Origin of the sequence: Streptomyces sp. NRRL F-5755 (genome assembly GCF_001279365.1) — a bacterium.
Taxonomy (GTDB): Bacteria; Actinomycetota; Actinomycetes; order Streptomycetales; family Streptomycetaceae; genus Streptomyces; species Streptomyces rimosus.
This window is the reverse complement of record NZ_LGCW01000007.1, coordinates 1-17,637: the sequence shown is the minus strand read 5'-3', so window position 1 is coordinate 17,637 and position 17,637 is coordinate 1. Positions and strand designations below refer to the sequence as shown.

The window sequence follows — 17,637 nt, the reverse complement described above, 5'->3', positions numbered from 1 at the left end:
TCGTAAACGTGGAGAACCTGATCGCCCTGCTCGTCGCGGCCCCCCTGGCCGGCGCGGCCCTGCTGCTGTGCGGCGGCCGGAGACTGGACCGGGCCGGCCACTGGATCGGCACGCTGCTCGCGCTGGCGTCCTTCGCCCTGGCCGTCCCCCTGTTCACGGACCTGCTGGGCCGCGACGCCGAACACCGCACGCTGCACCAGCACCTGTTCAGCTGGGTGCCGGTGGGCGGCTTCCAGGCGGACGTGTCCTTCCAGCTGGACCAGCTGTCCATGACGTTCGTCCTGCTGATCACCGGTGTCGGATCGCTGATCCACATCTACTCGATCGGCTACATGGAGCACGACGAGCGGCGCCGCCGCTTCTTCGGCTATCTGAACCTGTTCCTCGCGGCCATGCTGCTGCTCGTCCTCGCCGACAACTACCTGCTGCTGTACGTCGGCTGGGAGGGCGTCGGCCTGGCCTCGTACCTCCTCATCGGCTTCTGGCAGCACAAGCCCAGCGCGGCGACGGCGGCGAAGAAGGCGTTCCTGGTCAACCGCGTCGGTGACGTCGGCCTGTCCATCGCGATCATGCTGATGTTCACCACGTTCGGGACGTTCGCGTTCGGCCCGGTGCTGGGCGCGGTGGGCGAGACCTCCGAGGGCAAGCTCACCGCCATCGGCCTGATGCTGCTGCTCGCCGCCTGCGGCAAGTCGGCACAGGTCCCGCTCCAGTCCTGGCTCGGCGACGCGATGGAAGGCCCGACCCCGGTCTCGGCCCTGATCCACGCGGCGACGATGGTGACCGCGGGCGTCTACCTGATCACCCGCTCCGGCGCGATCTTCAACGGCGCGCCGGACGCGCAGACCGCCGTGGTGGTGGTCGGCGCGGTGACGCTGCTGTTCGGTGCGATCGTCGGTTGCGCGAAGGACGACATCAAGAAGGCCCTGGCGGGCTCGACGATGTCGCAGATCGGCTACATGATCCTGGCCGCCGGGCTCGGCCCGGTCGGCTATGCCTTCGCGATCATGCACCTGGTCACCCACGGCTTCTTCAAGGCCGGTCTCTTCCTCGGCGCCGGTTCGGTGATGCACGGGATGAACGACGAGGTCGACATGCGCCGCTACGGCGGCCTGCGCAAGTACATGCCCATCACCTTCATCACCTTCGGCCTCGGCTATCTGGCCATCATCGGCTTCCCCGGGCTGTCCGGCTTCTTCTCCAAGGACAAGATCATCGAGGCGGCCTTCGCCAAGGGCGGCACGGAAGGCTGGATCCTCGGCGGCGCCGCCCTCCTGGGCGCCGCGATCACCGCGTTCTACATGACGCGGGTGATGCTGATGACGTTCTTCGGCGAGGAGCGCTGGCGCAAGGCACCGACCCCGTCGCCCGCCGAGCCGTCCGTGGAGCCCGCGGCCGAGACGATCCCCCAGCCTGGCGGCTGGGAGGTACCCCCAGGCGAGTACACCCCGCCGCACCCCCACGAGTCGCCGAAGTCCATGACGATCCCGATGATCCTGCTGGCCGTCGGGTCGGTGGCGGCGGGCGGCCTGTTCAGCCTCAACGAGGCGTTCGTGAAGTGGCTGGAGCCGGTCACCTCCTTCGACCACGGGCACCCGCCGCTGAGCGCCTCGGCGATCACCACCGCCACGATCGTGGTGATGGTCCTCGGCGTCGCGCTCGCCTACCTCCAGTACGGGCGCAAGCCGGTCCCGTCCGTCGCCCCGCGCGGCTCGCTGCTCACCCGGGCGGCCCGCCGCGACCTGCTCCAGGACGACTTCAACCACGCCGTCCTGGTACGCGGCGGCGGCGAACTGACCCGCGCCCTGGTCCAGCTGGACCACTCCGTCGTGGACGGCGCGGTCCGGGGCACGGCGGCGTCGATGGGCGGCCTCTCCGGCCGGCTGCGCCAGGTGCAGAACGGCTTCGCCCGCTCCTACGCCGTACAGATGTTGGGCGGTGCGGCCGTACTGATCGCCGCGACCCTGCTGATGAGGGGTGTCTGAGCCATGTCGTTTCCCCTTCTGACGGCCACCGCGGCGGTGCCGGCGCTCGGCGCGATCGCCACCGCAGCGGTGCCCGCCGCCAAGCGCACCGTCGCCAAGTGGCTGGCGCTGCTGTTCTCGCTGGCCACCCTGGTGCTCGCGGCGGTGGTCGCGGTCCGCTTCACCCCGGGCGCCAAAGGCCCGTTCCAGCTCACCGAATCGCATGCCTGGATCAAGGACTTCGGTGTCCGCTACGAACTGGGCGTGGACGGCATCGCGGTGGCGCTGATCGCGCTGACCGCGCTGCTGGTCCCGTTCGTGATCCTGGCGGGCTGGCACGACGCCGATCCTCTTGAGGAACCGACGCCCAACCGGCGCTGGCGCCCCACCCAGGGCTTCTTCGCGCTGGTGCTCGCCGTCGAGGCGATGGTGGTCATCTCCTTCGAGGCCACCGACGTCTTCCTCTTCTACATCTTCTTCGAAGCCATGCTCATCCCGATGTACTTCCTCATCGGCGGCTTCGGGGACCGAGCGGGGTCCGGCGGCGAGGAGCACAGCGCGGCGCTGCGCTCGCAGGCCGCCGTGAAGTTCCTGCTCTACAACCTGGCCGGCGGCCTGATCATGCTCGCCGCGGTGATCGGGCTGTACGCGGCCACCGCCGACCAGCTCGGCAGCGGCACGTTCTCCCTCACCGAGATCGTCCAGGCGCGCGCCGACGGCAAGCTGGTGCTGGGCACCGGCACCGAACGGCTGCTGTTCCTCGGCTTCTTCTTCGCCTTCGCGGTGAAGGCGCCGCTGTGGCCGCTGCACACCTGGCTGCCGGGCGCGATGGGCGAGTCCACCGCGCCGGTCGCCGTACTGATCACCGCGGTGGTCGACAAGGTCGGCACCTTCGCGATGCTGCGCTTCTGCCTCCAGCTCTTCCCGGAGGCCAGCAGCTGGGCCACCCCGGTCGTCCTCGTCCTCGCGCTGATCAGCATCCTGTACGGCGCGCTGCTCGCGGTCGGCCAGCGCGACATCAAGCGCCTGATCGCGTACGCCTCCATCTCCCACTTCGGCTTCATCATCATGGGCATCTTCGCCATGACGACCCAGGGCCAGGGCGGCGCGACGCTGTACATGGTCAACCACGGCATCTCGACGGCGGCGCTGATGCTGGTCGCCGGATTCCTGATCTCGCGGCGCGGCTCCCGGCTGATCGCCGACTACGGCGGGGTGCAGAAGGCCGCACCGGTGCTGGCCGGGACGTTCCTGGTCGGCGGTCTGGCGACGCTGTCGCTGCCGGGCCTGGCGCCGTTCGTCAGCGAATTCCTGGTGCTGGTCGGCACGTTCAGCCGCTACCCGGCCGTGGGCATCGTGGCCACCGCCGGCATCGTGCTCGCCGCGCTGTATGTCCTCGTCCTCTACCAGCGGACGATGACCGGCCCGGTGAAGGCCGAGGTCCGGGCGATGCCCGACCTCAAGGCGCGGGAGCTGGCCGTGGTCGCCCCGCTGATCGCCCTCCTGCTGTTCCTCGGTGTCTATCCCAAGCCGCTGACGGATCTCGTCAACCCGGCGGTGGACCACACCCTGTCCGTCGTCGACCAGCACGATCCCCGCCCCGACGTACCCGTGAAGGCAGATGCGGAGGCCGCGAAGTGAGTTCCGTGGCGAGCGTCCACAGCCTGTGGACCATGGCGGCCGAGGCTCCGGCCAGGATCCCGGCGCCGAAGATCGAGTATGCCCAGCTGGCGCCGGCCCTGATCGTGCTGGGCGCCGCGGTCGTCGGCGTCGTACTGGAAGGGTTCGTGCCGCGCCGCAGCCGCTACTACGCGCAGCTGCTGCTGTCCGTCCTCGCGCTGGCCGCCGGGTTCGCGGCCGTTGTGGGGCTGGCGGCGGGCGGCTTCGGCACCACCAAGGCCAAGATCACGGCCATGGGCGCCATCGCCGTGGACGGCCCGGCGCTCTTCCTCCAGGGCACGATCCTGCTGGTGGCGCTGGTCGCCACGTTCACCTTCGCCGAGCGCCGGCTCGATCCGGCGGCGCACGGCAAGCGGGTGGACTCCTTCGCGGCGCAGGCCGCGGCGGTGCCCGGAGGCGAAGCCGAACGGGCCGCGGTCAAGGCCGGGTTCACCACGACCGAGGTGTTCCCGCTCGCGCTGTTCGCGGTCGGCGGGATGCTGGTCTTCCCCGCGGCCAACGACCTGCTGACGCTCTTCGTCGCGCTGGAGGTCTTCTCCCTCCCGCTGTACATCCTGTGCGCGCTGGCCCGCCGCCAGCGCCTGCTCTCCCAGGAAGCGGCGGTGAAGTACTTCCTGCTCGGCGCGTTCTCCTCGGCGTTCCTGCTCTTCGGCATCGCGCTGCTGTACGGCTACGCCGGCACCGTCACATACGCCGGTATCGCGGAGGTCGTCAGCGACGGCGCCAAGCAGATCACCCCGGCGCTGGCCGACACCATGGGCAACGACGCGCTGCTGCTGATCGGCGCGGCGCTGGTGCTGATGGGTCTGCTCTTCAAGGTCGGCGCGGTGCCCTTCCACATGTGGACGCCGGACGTCTACCAGGGCGCGCCGACGCCGGTCACCGGGTTCATGGCGGCGGCCACCAAGGTCGCCGCGTTCGGCGCGCTGCTGCGGCTGCTGTACGTGGTCCTGCCGGGCCTGCGCTGGGACTGGCGGCCGGTCATGTGGGGCGTCGCGATCGTCACGATGCTGGGCGGCGCGATCGTCGCGATCACCCAGACCGACATCAAGCGGCTGCTGGCGTACAGCTCCATCGCGCACGCCGGGTTCATCCTGGCCGGTGTGATCGCCACCAGCAAGGACGGCATCTCCTCCGTCCTGTTCTACCTGGCGGCGTACTCCTTCGTGACGCTCGGCGCGTTCGCGGTGGTCACGCTCGTGCGGGACGCGGGCGGCGAGGCCACCCACCTGTCGAAGTGGGCGGGGCTGGGGCGGCGCTCGCCGCTGACCGCCGCGGTCTTCGCGGTGTTCCTGCTCGCCTTCGCCGGCATCCCGCTGACCTCGGGTTTCACCGGGAAGTTCGCGGTGTTCAAGGCGGCGGCGGAGAGCGGCGCGGGCTGGCTGGTGGTGATCGGTGTGATCTCGTCCGCGATCGCCGCGTTCTTCTACATCCGTGTCATCGTGCTGATGTTCTTCGACGAGCCGAAGGCGGACGGACCGACGGTGGCGGTGCCCAGCCCGCTGACGATGACGGCCATCGGGGTGGGCGTCGCGGTCACCCTGGTACTGGGCCTGGCGCCGCAGTACTTCCTGGACCTGGCGGGCCAGGCGGGGGTGTTCGTGCGCTGAGCGGTGGCCGTCCCCGGACGGCCCGCGGTCCACGGCCGCCGTCCGGTGCCCTTGCGGGTGCCGGGCGGCGGCCGTGGCGCGTCTCAGCGTACGAAGGGGGACCGGCGCGGCCGAAAGCGACGTGCGAGGAAGGCCGGCCGGAGAGTGCGGGCGCGGTTCTGCGCGGTGCGGGCCGGGCTCAGCGGGAGAACATCACCGAGCGGAGCAGCACCTTCTTCGGTGCGGCCTTGTGGGGCGGTACGACGAAGTAGACGTCGCTGCTGCAGTCGTCGTCGGCGAAGAGCGTCACGGTCGCGTTGGTCCGGTTGAACGCGGCGTAGGCGAAGTCGGCTTCGTCCGGCAGCTTGAGGGTGATGCACTCCTTGCCCGGCGGGTCGAAGAGGGCCGCGCGCTGGTCGAGCTTGTCGCCGGTGTTGAAGCCGTAGGAGAAGACGCCAACGGCGCCGTAGGCGGAGGTGGGGGTGGTCAGGGCGAGTACGGCCGCTCCGAAGGCGGCGGCGACGGAGGTGCGCAGGCGCATCTCGTGACTCCTCGTGGTCGTCGGTGTCGATCAACTACTCGGAGTGAATATGGCTCAGCGTATGACGTCTTTATCCGGTGCCGCTCCGGAAACACCCCTGGTGGCGTAGCGGCCCTCGGCCGTTCGCGCCGGTCGGGGCCCGGTACGGCCGAGGGAGGCTGATGCGCCGTCAGAGTGGTGGCTGGGGTGGAGCACCCGGCCGGGGCGGTGACACGGGCTCTCAGGAGGTCGGTGCGCCCGCCGGCAGGCTGGGCATCCCGGGCAGCTTCAGCTTGCCCTGGGCCTTGGTGAACGCGTCAGTGGGCCCGCCCTTCCACTTCACCGTCAGCGTCCTGCCGTCGCCGCCCGGTGTGACGGTGCCCAGTGTGCGGGTGGTGTGGCCGCCCATGCACTTCAGGGCGATCACCGTGGCGCCGGCCTGTTCGATCTTGCCCTGGCAGGCCGAGGCGGTGTCGGCGCCGAGGCCCATGGAGGCGGTGCCCCGGTAGATCACCAGGGTGAGGTGCGAGTCGCCGGTCCTGGCCGTCCAGGCGCCGTCGAGGCTGCCGGCGCCCTCGGCGGGCCGGTCCCCGCCGGTGCCCTGCGAGGGGGTGGCGGCCGGAGCCTTGCCCGGCCGGTCCGCCGCGCCGTCCTTGCCGCCGTCGCTGCTGCTGCCGCAGCCGCTGAGCAGCAGTGCGGCCACGGCGGCCGTCCCGGCGATCTGCGCTGCCTTGCGCACGTACGTCTCCTCCGTTGTGGGACAGGAGACGTGAGGCTAGCAACGCGACACGCGGGCCGGGGCGGCCCGGGTTCATCCGCCGACCGCGGCCTCGTCCTCGAAGACCGCGGCCGCGACCGCGCGGGCGATCCAGTGCTCACGGGCCAGCGCTTTCAGGTCACGGCGTACGGCCCGCCGGTCGTGGCCCCGCACCAGCTTGCGGTCCAGGTGGACGGCCGAGACCAGGGCGCCGAGCAGCCGGCCGCGGGGGTCCGCGAAGCCACTGGCCAGGGCGCTCTCGAAGCGGGCGCGGGCCGGTCCGGCCAGGTCCACCGGACCGGGCGCCAGACGCTCGTAACGGAACAGGCCCAGCGCGCGCCGGGACTCCCGGCGGACCGCGTCACGCTGTTCCAGCCGCTGCCGGCACACCTCGTCGATGCCGTGTGCCGTGCTCCGCACCCACCGCTTGACCTTGACGTCCCCGTCCTTGCCGGAGACGGACAGGGTGCCCAGCGCGGTGTCCAGCACCAGGTCGCCGAGCGGCAGCGGACTGCCCACGGTGATCCGGCCGCCGCGGCCCTCGGAGACCTGCCCGGCCCACTCCAGCTCCGCGAGGGCGGCCCCGGCCAGGCCGTACCGCAGGTGGGACGGGTCGTTGAGCGGCTTGCCGTGCTCCGGGTCCAGCCCGAGGAGCAGTAACTCCTCGGGCAGGGTGGGCCCCCGGTCCGCGTACGAGCCTTCCCCCGTGCTCCCGGTCATGAGGTCCGCGCGGGCCGGATGCGCCCGGTGACTTCGCCCAGGCCGATGCGGGAGCCTTCGGGGCCGGGCGCCCAGGCGGTCAGGGTGACCTCGTCGCCGTCCTCCAGGAAGGGCCCCTTGCCCTGGGTGAGTTCGAGGAGGCAGCCGAGCTGGTCCGGTTCGGGGCCGGAGACCGTGCCGGAGGCGTAGAGGTCGCCGGTGCGCAGCGAGGCGCCGTTGACCGTCATGTGGGCGAGCTGCTGAGCGGCCGTCCAGTACATCGCGGAGAACGGCGGGCGGGCGACCGTCTCGCCGTTGATGTCCACCTGGATGCGCAGGTCGATGCCGCCCGGTTCGGTGTCCGAGTCGTCCAGGTACGCGAGCGGCGGCACATCGCGGGCGGGCGGTGCCGTACGGGCGTGGTCCAGCGCGTCCAGCGGCGTGATCCAGGCGGACACCGAGGTCGCGAAGGACTTGCCGAGGAAGGGGCCGAGCGGCACGTACTCCCACGCCTGGATGTCGCGCGCCGACCAGTCGTTGACGAGGCAGACGCCGAAGACGTGCTCGCGGAAGCCGTCGAGGCCGACGGGCTCGCCGAGCGCGGACGGGGTGCCGACGACGAAGCCGACCTCCGCCTCGATGTCCAGCCGGGTGGACGGGCCGAAGACGGGCGCCGCGTCGGCCGGAGCCTTGCGCTGGCCGCTGGGCCGGACCACCGGGGTGCCGGAGACGACGACGGTGCCGGACCGGCCGTGGTAACCGATCGGCAGGTGCTTCCAGTTGGGGGTGAGCGCGTCGGCGTTCGGGCGGAAGATCCGGCCGACGTTGGTGGCGTGGTGTTCGCTGGCGTAGAAGTCGACGTAGTCCGCGACCTCGAAGGGCAGGTGCAGCGTCACCTCGGACAGCGGGATCAGCAGCGACTCGGTGGTGCTCCGGTGCGCGGGGTCGGTGACCGCGGTGCGCACGGCCTCCCGTACGGCCTGCCAGATCTCGCGGCCGGCGGCCAGCAGCGGGTTCAGGGTCGGCGCGGCGAGCAGGTCGGCGTGCGGCGACTCGGAGGTGGCGGCGAGCGCGTTCAGGTCCAGTACGTGGTCGCCGTAGCGCACACCGATGCGGCGCCGCTCCGGTTCGTCCGCCGTGCCGAAGACGCCGTAGGGAAGGGTGTGCGGCCCGAAGGGGTGGTCTTCGGGCAGGTCGAGCGGGTGCTGCTCGGGCATGTACGGCTCCTCGCGTGGTCGTCTCGCGTGTGTCGTCACCTGTGGCCGCGGGCCGGTGGGCCCGTCGATCAGATTACGGCCCAACGGGCCGGGAGGGGATGGCCAGATGGCCGTGGACGGGGCGGCGGTGGCTCGGTTTCACGTGGAACCACGCGGCAGCGGAGGAAAACCGGAGCGGAACGTGCGAGGGACAAAGGAGTCGACGCCTAAAGAGTTCGTAATGTCCTGAAAAGCGGTGCCGGTTCGGTCAGTTCGGGCCCTAGCTTCCATGGGGCGCGGCCGGGGCGGGACGCGCCGTTGGGGGGTCAGGTGGCTCGTACCAGCACATCGTTCGCGGTGGACCGGACGGTTCCGGGGCTCATCGTGAAGATCGGCGATTATCCGTTGCACCACGGCGGGGTGGGGGCGATCCGCAGCCTGGGGCGTCTCGGCGTGCCCATGTACGCCATCACCGAGGACCGGTTCACGCCCGCCGCCGCTTCCCGTTATCTGCACGGGCGCTGCGTCTGGCCGACCACCGGGCGGGAGGACCCGCAGCAGCTCGCCGAGGTGCTGCTGCGCATCGGCAAGCGCATCGGCCGGCCCGCGGTCCTGATACCGACCGACGAAGAGGCCGCCGTCCTGATCGGCGAATACGCCGACGCGCTCGGCGACCGCTTCCTGTTCCCCCGCCTCGACGCGTGTCTGCCGCGCCGCCTGGCGAGCAAGCAGGGCCTGCACGAACTGTGCGTCGAGCACGGGGTGCCGTCACCGGCGACCGCCTTCCCGCAGTCGCCGGAGGACATCGAGCGCTTCGCCGCGCAGGCGCGTTTTCCGGTCGTCGCAAAGAACCGGGAGGCGTTTCAGCGGCGCAGACACCCCGTGGTGGCCGGTACGACGCGGATCGCCGATCCGTGTCAGCTGCTCGGCCTGGCCCGCGACTGGGGGCCGCGGCCGGATGTGATCCTCCAGGAGTACCTGCCGCGGGAGGAGGCCGAGGACTGGATCGTGCACGCGTACTTCGACGCGGAGAGCACCGCGCTGTCCCTGTTCACCGGGGTCAAGGTGCGCTCCTGGCCGCCGCACGCGGGCATGACGGCCTGCGCGTACGTCGTCGACAACCCGGAACTGGCCGAGATGACCGCCCAGTTCATCAAGCGCATCGGCTTCAGCGGCATCGTCGACCTGGACTGGCGCTACGACCGGCGGGACGGCGCCTACAAGCTGCTGGACTTCAATCCGCGGATGGGCGCCCAGTTCCGCCTGTTCGAGAACGAGGCGGGCATCGACGTCGTACGGGCGCAGCATCTGGACCTGACCGGCCGGAAGGTGCCGGAGGCGGAGCAGCGCGCGGGCCGGCGGTTCGTCGTGGAGAACATCGATCTGCCGGCGATGCTCGCGTACCGCCGCAGTGGCTACACGACGCCGCACGCGCCGGATCGCGCCACCGGCACCGAGCTGGCGTGGCTGGCCGCCGACGACCTCAAGCCGTTCTTCACGATGCTGGCCCGGTTCGTGGGGCCGGGGGCCCGGCATCTGCTGGAGCTGCGGCGGGCGAGCAGGCGCGCGCGGGCGGCGGCGGAGAGCGGGGCGCTTCAGCAGCAGACGCGGCCGTAGCGGCGGAGGGGCGCCGGGACGGTGCGGCAACGGGGGAGTGGCGCGAGAGCAATGGTGAGCAACGGGGGAGCCATTCAGCAGTTCCCCGCCGTGGCAGTGGCAGCACTGCCGGACCAGAAACACCCTGGGGAGGGGAACGCACGTGAACACTCCGGTAGCAGTCATCGGGGCCGGTCCGTACGGCCTGTCGACGGCGGCGCACTTGCGCGCGCGGGGAGTGCCCGTACGCGTCTTCGGCAGGCCGATGGTCAGCTGGCGCGAGCACATGCCCGCCGGGATGCTGCTGAAATCGACGCCCATGGCGTCCAGCATCGACACTCCGCAGGCCGGGCACTCGCTGCGCGACTTCTGCGACGCGGTCGGCGAGCGGCGGTACGAGTCGGACTGGGACATCATCCCCGTCGAGACCTTCGTCCGGTACGGCGACTGGTTCCAGCAGCGGCTGGTGCCCGACCTGGAGCAGGTACGGGTCGTCTCGGCCGACCGGCGGGCCGGCGGCTTCGAGCTGAAACTGGACAGCGGTGAACAGTTCCGGGCGCGGGCGGTCGTCGTGGCCACCGGACTGACCGGATTCGCCCGGCTGCCGCGTGAACTGGCCGCGGCGGTGCCGGACGGGCCGTCCCCCACCGGGCCCGTCTCGCACAGCTCCCAGCACCACGACCTGTCGGTCTTCGCGGGCCGGGACGTGGTGGTGATCGGTGCCGGGCAGTCGGCGCTGGAGAGCGCGGTGCTGCTCGCCGAGACCGGCGCCCGCTCCGTCCGGATCGTGACGCGCGGCCGGACCGCCGTGGGCTTCGGCGCACCGCCGGACCGGCAGCCGAAGCTGCGCCCCCGGACACCGTTCGGAAACGCGTGGTCGCTGTACGCGTTCACCTACTACGCGGGCGGTTTCCGCCACTTGCCCGCGCCCGCCCGGCGCTATCTGGTGCGCCGGGTGCTGGGACCGCTGGGCGCCTGGTGGCTGCGGGAGCGCTTCGTGGGGCGCGTCCAGGTGACGGCCGGGCGGCAGGTCGTACGGGCGCGCGTCGAGGACGGCCGCCCGGTCCTGACCCTGCGCGGCCCCGACGGGCGGACCGGCGAACTGGCCGCCGACCACGTCCTGGCCGCCACCGGCTACCAGGTCGATCTGGCGGCGATGGACTTCCTCGGCCAGGGCCTGCGCACCGGGGTCGCGGTGAGCGGGGGCGGTCCACGCCTGGACGCGGGCTTCGGCTCGTCGGTTCCCGGCCTGTACTTCACCGGGCTCCCGGCGGCGGCGTCCTTCGGGCCCGTGATGCGCTTCGTGTGCGGTACGGAGTTCGCGTCCCGGCGGCTGGCGGGGGCGGTGGCCGAAGCGTACTGACGGCTGAGGGGAGCACCCTGCCGCGCGGCGGGGTGCTCCGGCTCCCGCTCTGCTGCGATGGGGATGTGTTCCTGCTGCGGTTCTGCTGTGACTCTCCTGCGGTTTTCCTGCGCGGAAGACGCATCATTGGTGGCTATCGGGCATACCGGACGGCTGTCCGTCGTGCCCGCGCCGGGCCTTCCCGGGCCCGCACACCGTTCGAGCGCCCCGGAGGGGCGGGCGCTCACGGTGATCCAACAGCGACCGGATACGCTGGCCAATGGTGGAGACAAGCGACAGATCGACAATCCGTTTGATCGTCAGCAGACAGGAGTACCCCTCGTGACCGTCGTCGGGCCCTTTGGGCTGAGCGTGCGGGACCAGGCTCTTGAGGCCGATGTCCAGGCCGGGTTGGCGGCTGTCGAGGAGGGCCTGCTGGAGGCCACCAAAAGCGACGTGCCGTTCATCACCGAGGCCGCCCAGCATCTCGTACGCGCAGGTGGCAAGCGCTTCCGGCCGCTGCTGGCGATGCTGGCCGCGCAGTTCGGCGACCCGCACACGCCGGGCGTCGTCCCGTCCGCCGTCGTCGTCGAGCTGACCCACCTGGCGACGCTGTACCACGACGACGTCATGGACGAGGCGGACGTGCGCCGCGGGGTGTCCAGCGCCAACGCCCGCTGGGGCAACTCGGTGGCCGTGCTGACCGGCGACTTCCTCTTCGCGCGCGCCTCGCACATCCTGGCCGACCTCGGCCCGGAGGCCGTCCGTATCCAGGCCGAGGCGTTCGAACGCCTGGTGACCGGCCAGATCCTGGAGACGGCCGGACCGCGCGACGGCCGGGACCCGATCGAGCACTACCTGGACGTCATCGCGGGCAAGACCGGCTCGCTGATCGCCGTCGCGGGCCGCTTCGGCGCGATGATGTCCGGCGCCGACGAGTCCATCGTCAACATCCTGACCCAGTACGGCGAGCGGCTCGGTACCGCCTTCCAGCTCGCCGACGACGTCCTGGACATCGCCAGCGACTCCCACGAGTCCGGCAAGACCCCCGGCACGGACCTGCGCGAGGGCATCCCGACCCTGCCCGTCCTGCACCTGCGCGCCCTCGCCGACAGCGAGCGCGGCACCGACAAGGACCGCGAACTGCGCGACCTGCTGGCCGGGGACCTGACCGACGACGCCCGGCACGCCGAGGCGCTGGCCGGGCTGCGTGCCCACCCGGCGCTGGAGCAGGCCCGCCGGGACACCGTCCGCTACGCGGAAGAGGCGCGGGCCACGCTGGCGCCGCTGCCGGAGTGCATGGCGAAGGCGGCCCTGGAGGGGCTGTGCGACTCGGTGGTGCACCGGGCGGGCTGACCGGTCCCTACGGGGCGGAGCGCCCCGCAAAACGGCGTGCCCTACGGGGCGTGGGGGTCCATGGGGGCCCGTGACACCGGTGGAACCCTGGCCGCCTCTCAGGGTCCGCTCCGCCTCCGGCCGTACTGCCTCTGTCTTTCGGCCATGGCAGGTCATCCCACGGGAGTAGGAGGAGTTGGCCCCGGGGGCTGACGCGTACCTCTGGCCGATTTGGTGGGATGAACAGCACCACGCCGCGGCGGAACGGGTCACAATGAGCCCGGGAGTGGGACGAGTGCGTCGCATAGCAAGCCGCCGCTCACGACGGAGGTAGGGCACATGCCACGGAACCAACCGACACAGGTCACCGACGAGTGGGACGGGGACGGGGGGCGCTCCGCGAAGCGCCGCAGGACGATGCGGTACGCGATCCCGGTCGCGGTCGTGGGCGTCGCGGCGGCCTCGATCGGACTGGTCCCTGCCTTCGCCGGCTCGGGCTCCCCGGATCTGCCGGAGATCTCGGCGCAGGACCTCATAGCGAAGATCGCCAAGTCGGATGTGCAGCAGCTGTCCGGCACGGTCCGTACGACCACCGACCTGGGCCTGCCCGCCGGTCTGTCCGGCAGCGGCGCGAGCGCGTTCGGCGGCGGGTCCGCGGACCGTGACGGCAAGGGCGGTGACGGCTCCTCCGCCAGCCCGCAGAGCCGGTTGTCGGAGCTGGCGTCCGGGTCGCACACGCTGCGCGTCGCCGTCGACGGCCCCGACAAGCAGCGGCTCTCCGTCGTCGGCAAGGCCGCCGAGTACAACCTCGTCCACAACGGCCGCGACCTGTGGGGCTACGACAGCAGCAGCAACACCGCGTACCACCGCACGGTCCCGGCCGACGCAGGCAAGGGGCAGCACCGCTCGGAGAAGTCCGACAGGTCCGGTGGTTCCGCGGACCTGAAGAACGCCACCCCGCAGGAGCTGGCCAAGAAGGCGCTGGACGCGGTCGGCGACACCACCTCGGTGTCCGTCGACGGCACGGCCAAGGTGGCCGGACGGGACGCCTACCAGCTCTCGGTCAAGCCCAAGCAGGCCGGCTCCACGGTCGACTCGATACGGATCTCGGTGGACGCCGAGACCGGCGTGCCGCTGAAGTTCACGCTCACGCCCAAGGGCGGCGGCGCCGCGGCGGTCGACGTGGGCTTCACCTCCGTCGACTTCGCCAAGCCGGCGGCGGACACCTTCGCCTTCAAGGTGCCGAAGGGCGCCAAGGTCGTGGACGGCGACAAGGCCCGCGACCGGCACCGCGCCGACCAGGGCAGGGCCTCCGAGGACCTCAAGGGCTTCCTCGGGCAGTACGGCCTGACCGGCCGGGACGGCAAGAGCGCCAAGGGCGCGAAGAGCGGCGGCTTCGAGGTCATCGGCAACGGCTGGACCTCCATAGCCCACCTGAAGGGGAACGGCTCCGGCCTGGCCTCGGCCGGCAAGAACGCCTCCGGCGACGCGGCCAAGCTGCTGGACAGCCTGGGCGAGAAGGTCAGCGGGAAGTTCGGCTCCGGCCGGATGTTCAGCACCCGCCTGGTCAACGCCCTGGTGACGGACGACGGCTCGGTCTACGCCGGTGCCGTGGACAAGCAGTCCCTGATCAAGGCCGCCGAGGCCGCCAAGTAACGCGCGCGCGGCGGGGCGGGCCGGTCCCGCCCCGCCCGCCGGGCCGCCGTCGCGGGCGGTCCGCGGTCACAGGTCCGACCCGTGGCCCGACCCGTTGCCCGATCAGTTGGGGGAGCCGATGACGCAGCCGTCCGCCGGGGACCGGGTGATCGAGACCCGGGGGCTGACGAAGAGGTACCGCGGCGGCCAGCTCGCCGTCGACCGGCTCGACCTCGCCGTACCGCGCGGCAGCGTCTTCGGCTTCCTCGGCCCCAACGGCTCGGGCAAGACGACCACGATCCGGATGCTGCTCGGCCTGATCGAGCCGTCCGCCGGCGGGGCCCGGCTGCTCGGCGAGCCGATGCCGCGGGCGGCCCGCCGGGTGCTCCCCAGGGTCGGTGCCCTCATCGAGGGACCGGCCCTGTACGGCTTCCTCAGCGGGCGCGACAACCTCGTCCGGTACGACGCCGCCGACCCGGCCGCCGATCCGCGTACGCGTGCGCGGCGGGTCGACCAGGCCCTGGACCGGGTCGGCCTGGCGGCGGCCGCCCGCAAGAAGGCCCGCGCGTATTCGCTGGGCATGAAGCAGCGGCTGGGGCTGGCCGCGGCGCTGCTCCAGCCCCGTGACCTCCTCGTCCTGGACGAGCCGACCAACGGCCTGGACCCGCAGGGCATGCGCGAGATCCGTACGCTGGTCAGGGAGCTGGCGGGCGACGGCACCACCGTCTTCCTCTCCTCCCACCTCCTCGACGAGATCGAGCAGGTCTGCACGCACGCCGCGGTGATGGCGCGCGGCCGGCTCGTCACCCAGGGCACGGTCGCCGCACTGTCCGCGGACACCCGCGGGCGGCTGACGGTCGGCACGCCCGACACCGCCGACGCGCTGCGGGTGCTCAAGGAACACGGCATCACCGATCTGGTGGTGACCGACGAGCGGGTGACCGGGGACCTGCCCGCGCCGCCCGCCGGGCCGCCCGACCTCGCCGACGTGAACGCCGCGCTGGTGCGCGCCGGGGTGCGGGTCCGGTCCTTCGGCACCGAACGGGCGTCCCTGGAGGACGTCTTCGTCCAGCTCACGGGGGAGGGCTTCGATGTCGCGGGCTGAGGCGCCGGGGAGCGCGCAGGACACCGGGACGCATCCCGGGGCAGGGGGCGCCGATGTGCGCCGTACGCCGCGGCCCCTGTGGTCGCTCGGGCTGCTGCGCAACGAGATCGGTACGACCTTCCGGCGCTGGCGCACCCTCGTCCTGCTCGCCGTGCTCGCCGCCGTACCGGTCCTGATCGGCATCGCCGTGAAGATCGAGACGAGCGGCGACGGCGGCGGCTCGGGCGGCGGAGGCGGTGGCGGCGCGGCCTTCGTCTCGCAGATCACCAACAACGGCCTGTTCCTGGTCTTCACCGCGCTGGCCGTCACCCTGCCGGTCTTCCTGCCGCTGGCGGTCGGCGTGGTCGCCGGGGACGCCGTCGCGGGCGAGGCGCACACCGGCACGCTGCGCTATCTGCTCGTCGCACCCGCCGGGCGGACCAAGCTGCTGCTGGTCAAGTACGTGACCACGCTGACGTTCTGCCTGGTGGCGACGCTGGTCGTGGCGGCGTCGGCGCTGGTGACCGGCGCGCTGCTGTTCCCCGTGGGCGAGGTGACGCTGCTGTCCGGGACGACCGTGCCGTTCGGTGAGGGGCTGCTGCGCGCGCTGGCCGTCGCGGCGGTGGTGGCCCTGTCCCTCGTCGGGGTGGCGGCGATCGGCCTGTTCGTCTCGACGCTCACCAACAGCGGCATCGCCGCGATGGCCACCACGGTCGGCCTGTTGATCATGGTGCAGATCCTGGACACCATCCCGCAACTGCACGCGATCCAGCCGTACCTCTTCCCGCACCACTGGCTGTCCTTCGCCGACGTGCTGCGCGAGCCCGTCTACTGGGACCGGCTCCAGCAGAACCTGGGCCTCCAGGCGCTGTACGCGCTGGTCTTCGGCTCCGCCGCCTGGGCGCGCTTCACGACGCGGGACGTCACGGTCTGATGCCGTCACGCCCCGCGCCGTGTGCCCGGCGGCGCGGGCGGCCGTTAAAAGGCGGCCGTTAAAAGGCGGCCGTCAAAAGGCGGCCGTCAGAAGGTGAGTTTCCAGCTGTCGATGTAGCCGGTGTCCTGCGGCCCGAGGTCCTGCACCCGCAGCTGCCAGCTGCCGTCGGCGGTCTCGGCGGACGCGTCGACGGTGTACGTGGTGATCACGTTCGCCGCCGAGTCCGAGCCGCTGGAGTTCTTCAGCCGGTACGCCCGCCCGCTCGGCCCGACGAGGTCGATGGCCAGGTCACCGCGGTAGGTGTGCTTGATGTCCACCCCGACCTTCAGGGCGGCCGGCGCGTTGCCGGTACGCCCGGAGACCGTCACCGACGAGGTGACCGCGGCCCCCGCGTCCGGGATCTGGACGTCTTCGGTGTTCTCGAAGACGGTGCCGCCGGGCGGGGTCGTCGAGCCGACGCCCAGGGTCCACACCGCGTGCGCGATGGCGTCGCTGTTGCGGTCCAGAGCGGTGTCGTTGATGTTCGACGAGGTGTCGCAGGAGCGGTGGTAGCAACGGTCGAAGGGCTGGCCCGCCGTACCGCCCCACTTCTGCGCCTGGGCGGCCGTCTTGGTGTAGTCGGCGCCGGAGAACAGGCCGCCGACGGCGATGCCGGCGTTCTTGAACGGCGCGTGGTCGCTGCGGCCGTCGCCCTCGGTCTCGATCTCCGTGGGGATGTTCACCGAGGCGTAGTAGTCCTTGAAGACGCCCTCGATGGTGCGGTCGTCGTCGTAGACGAAATAGCCGGGATTGGGGGAGCCGACCATGTCGAAGTTCAGGTAGCCGCTGAACTTCGCGCGCTCCGTCGCGGCCAGCCTGCTGACGTAGTACTGGGAGCCGCGCATCCCCAGTTCCTCGGCGCCCCACCAGCCGAACCGCAGGTGCTTGGCGGGCTTGGCGGCGGCGCGGGCGACGGCCAGCGCGTTTTCGAGGACCGCGGCCGAGCCGGAGCCGTTGTCGTTGATGCCGGGGCCCGCGCTGACCGAGTCCAGATGCGCGCCGGACATCAGGATCTGGTTCAGGTCGCCGCCGGGCCAGTCGGCGATGAGGTTGTAGCCGGTGGTGCCGCTGGTGGTGAACTGCTGCACGGTGGTGGTGAAGCCCGCGGCGTCCAGCTTGCCTTTGATGTAGTCGAGCGAGGCCCGGTAGCCGGGCCGGCCGTGGGCCCGGTTGCCGCCGTTGGCGGTGGCGATCGACTGGAGCTGGCCCAGGTGCGCTTTGACGTTGGCCACCGGTATGTCGGGGGCGGCGGCCGTGGCGGGGGCGG

General features: G+C 71.8%; 14 protein-coding genes. 9 read left to right on the top strand and 5 right to left on the bottom strand.

Annotated elements, in window-relative coordinates; genetic code table 11:
* The first annotated feature begins 8 nt into the window (after positions 1–8).
* From nuoL to nuoN, 3 genes are read left to right on the top strand one after another with little or no spacing between them, the layout of a single operon-like run.
* A complete protein-coding gene (gene nuoL / locus ADK86_RS01950; RefSeq protein ID WP_053694960.1) occupies positions 9–1,985 on the top strand; it encodes an NADH-quinone oxidoreductase subunit L in 1,977 nt (658 codons plus the stop codon).
* 3 nt (positions 1,986–1,988) lie between these two features.
* Positions 1,989–3,605 (top strand): NADH-quinone oxidoreductase subunit M, encoded by a 1,617-nt coding sequence (locus ADK86_RS01945; RefSeq protein ID WP_053694959.1) that lies wholly within the window; start codon positions 1,989–1,991, stop codon positions 3,603–3,605.
* Between the two features lie 32 nt (positions 3,606–3,637).
* Positions 3,638–5,254 carry an NADH-quinone oxidoreductase subunit NuoN gene (gene nuoN, locus ADK86_RS01940; RefSeq protein ID WP_420718818.1) on the top strand — a complete coding sequence of 539 codons (1,617 nt, stop codon included), beginning with the start codon at positions 3,638–3,640 and terminating at the stop codon, positions 5,252–5,254.
* 178 nt (positions 5,255–5,432) lie between these two features.
* On the opposite strand, the gene ADK86_RS01935 is transcribed toward nuoN, so the two are convergent.
* The 4 genes from ADK86_RS01935 to fahA form a co-directional block, all read right to left on the bottom strand.
* Positions 5,433–5,774 (bottom strand): hypothetical protein, encoded by a 342-nt coding sequence (locus ADK86_RS01935; RefSeq protein ID WP_053694957.1) that lies wholly within the window; start codon positions 5,772–5,774, stop codon positions 5,433–5,435.
* Positions 5,775–5,994: 220 nt separating this feature from the next.
* The gene (locus tag ADK86_RS01930; RefSeq protein ID WP_053694956.1) at positions 5,995–6,492 is read right to left on the bottom strand and encodes a hypothetical protein; all 498 of its coding nucleotides are present in this window, start codon (positions 6,490–6,492) and stop codon (positions 5,995–5,997) included.
* A gap of 72 nt (positions 6,493–6,564) precedes the next feature.
* A complete protein-coding gene (locus tag ADK86_RS01925; protein WP_053694955.1) occupies positions 6,565–7,230 on the bottom strand; it encodes a GOLPH3/VPS74 family protein in 666 nt (221 codons plus the stop codon).
* Positions 7,227–8,426, bottom strand: a complete 1,200-nt coding sequence (gene fahA, locus ADK86_RS01920) for a fumarylacetoacetase (protein ID WP_053694954.1) — start codon at positions 8,424–8,426, stop codon at positions 7,227–7,229. Before fahA ends, ADK86_RS01925 begins: the two co-directional genes overlap by 4 nt.
* A 309-nt stretch (positions 8,427–8,735) precedes the next feature.
* Between fahA and ADK86_RS01915 the strand changes: the two genes are divergently transcribed.
* The 6 genes from ADK86_RS01915 (at position 8,736) to ADK86_RS01890 (ending at position 16,331) form a co-directional block, all read left to right on the top strand.
* A complete protein-coding gene (locus tag ADK86_RS01915) occupies positions 8,736–10,022 on the top strand; it encodes an ATP-grasp domain-containing protein (RefSeq protein ID WP_234345642.1) in 1,287 nt (428 codons plus the stop codon).
* Positions 10,023–10,164: 142 nt separating this feature from the next.
* On the top strand, positions 10,165–11,364 hold the full coding sequence (locus ADK86_RS01910) for an FAD-dependent oxidoreductase (RefSeq protein ID WP_053694952.1): 1,200 nt from the start codon (positions 10,165–10,167) through the stop codon (positions 11,362–11,364).
* Between the two features lie 321 nt (positions 11,365–11,685).
* Positions 11,686–12,699 carry a polyprenyl synthetase family protein gene (locus ADK86_RS01905; protein ID WP_053694951.1) on the top strand — a complete coding sequence of 338 codons (1,014 nt, stop codon included), beginning with the start codon at positions 11,686–11,688 and terminating at the stop codon, positions 12,697–12,699.
* Positions 12,700–13,017: 318 nt separating this feature from the next.
* A complete protein-coding gene (locus ADK86_RS01900; protein WP_053694950.1) occupies positions 13,018–14,334 on the top strand; it encodes a LolA family protein in 1,317 nt (438 codons plus the stop codon).
* A gap of 118 nt (positions 14,335–14,452) precedes the next feature.
* A complete protein-coding gene (locus tag ADK86_RS01895; protein WP_030374116.1) occupies positions 14,453–15,418 on the top strand; it encodes an ABC transporter ATP-binding protein in 966 nt (321 codons plus the stop codon).
* A complete protein-coding gene (locus ADK86_RS01890) occupies positions 15,405–16,331 on the top strand; it encodes an ABC transporter permease (RefSeq protein ID WP_053694949.1) in 927 nt (308 codons plus the stop codon). Before ADK86_RS01895 ends, ADK86_RS01890 begins: the two co-directional genes overlap by 14 nt.
* A gap of 86 nt (positions 16,332–16,417) precedes the next feature.
* Here ADK86_RS01890 and ADK86_RS01885 read toward each other — a convergent pair.
* On the bottom strand, positions 16,418–17,637 hold a 1,220-nt coding region (locus tag ADK86_RS01885), incomplete at its 5' end, for a M28 family metallopeptidase (protein ID WP_053694948.1).

Excerpts from the sequence above, each read along its gene's own strand:
- ADK86_RS01945 (WP_053694959.1), top strand. The coding sequence starts at position 1,989 with ATGTCGTTTCCCCTTCTGACGGCCACCGCGGCGGTGCCGGCGCTCGGC.
- nuoN (WP_420718818.1), top strand. The coding sequence starts at position 3,638 with ATGGCGGCCGAGGCTCCGGCCAGGATCCCGGCGCCGAAGATCGAGTAT.
- ADK86_RS01935 (WP_053694957.1), bottom strand. The coding sequence starts at position 5,774 with ATGCGCCTGCGCACCTCCGTCGCCGCCGCCTTCGGAGCGGCCGTACTC.
- ADK86_RS01925 (WP_053694955.1), bottom strand. The coding sequence starts at position 7,230 with ATGACCGGGAGCACGGGGGAAGGCTCGTACGCGGACCGGGGGCCCACC.
- fahA (WP_053694954.1), bottom strand. The coding sequence starts at position 8,426 with ATGCCCGAGCAGCACCCGCTCGACCTGCCCGAAGACCACCCCTTCGGG.
- ADK86_RS01900 (WP_053694950.1), top strand. The coding sequence starts at position 13,018 with ATGCCACGGAACCAACCGACACAGGTCACCGACGAGTGGGACGGGGAC.
- ADK86_RS01895 (WP_030374116.1), top strand. The coding sequence starts at position 14,453 with ATGACGCAGCCGTCCGCCGGGGACCGGGTGATCGAGACCCGGGGGCTG.
- ADK86_RS01890 (WP_053694949.1), top strand. The coding sequence starts at position 15,405 with ATGTCGCGGGCTGAGGCGCCGGGGAGCGCGCAGGACACCGGGACGCAT.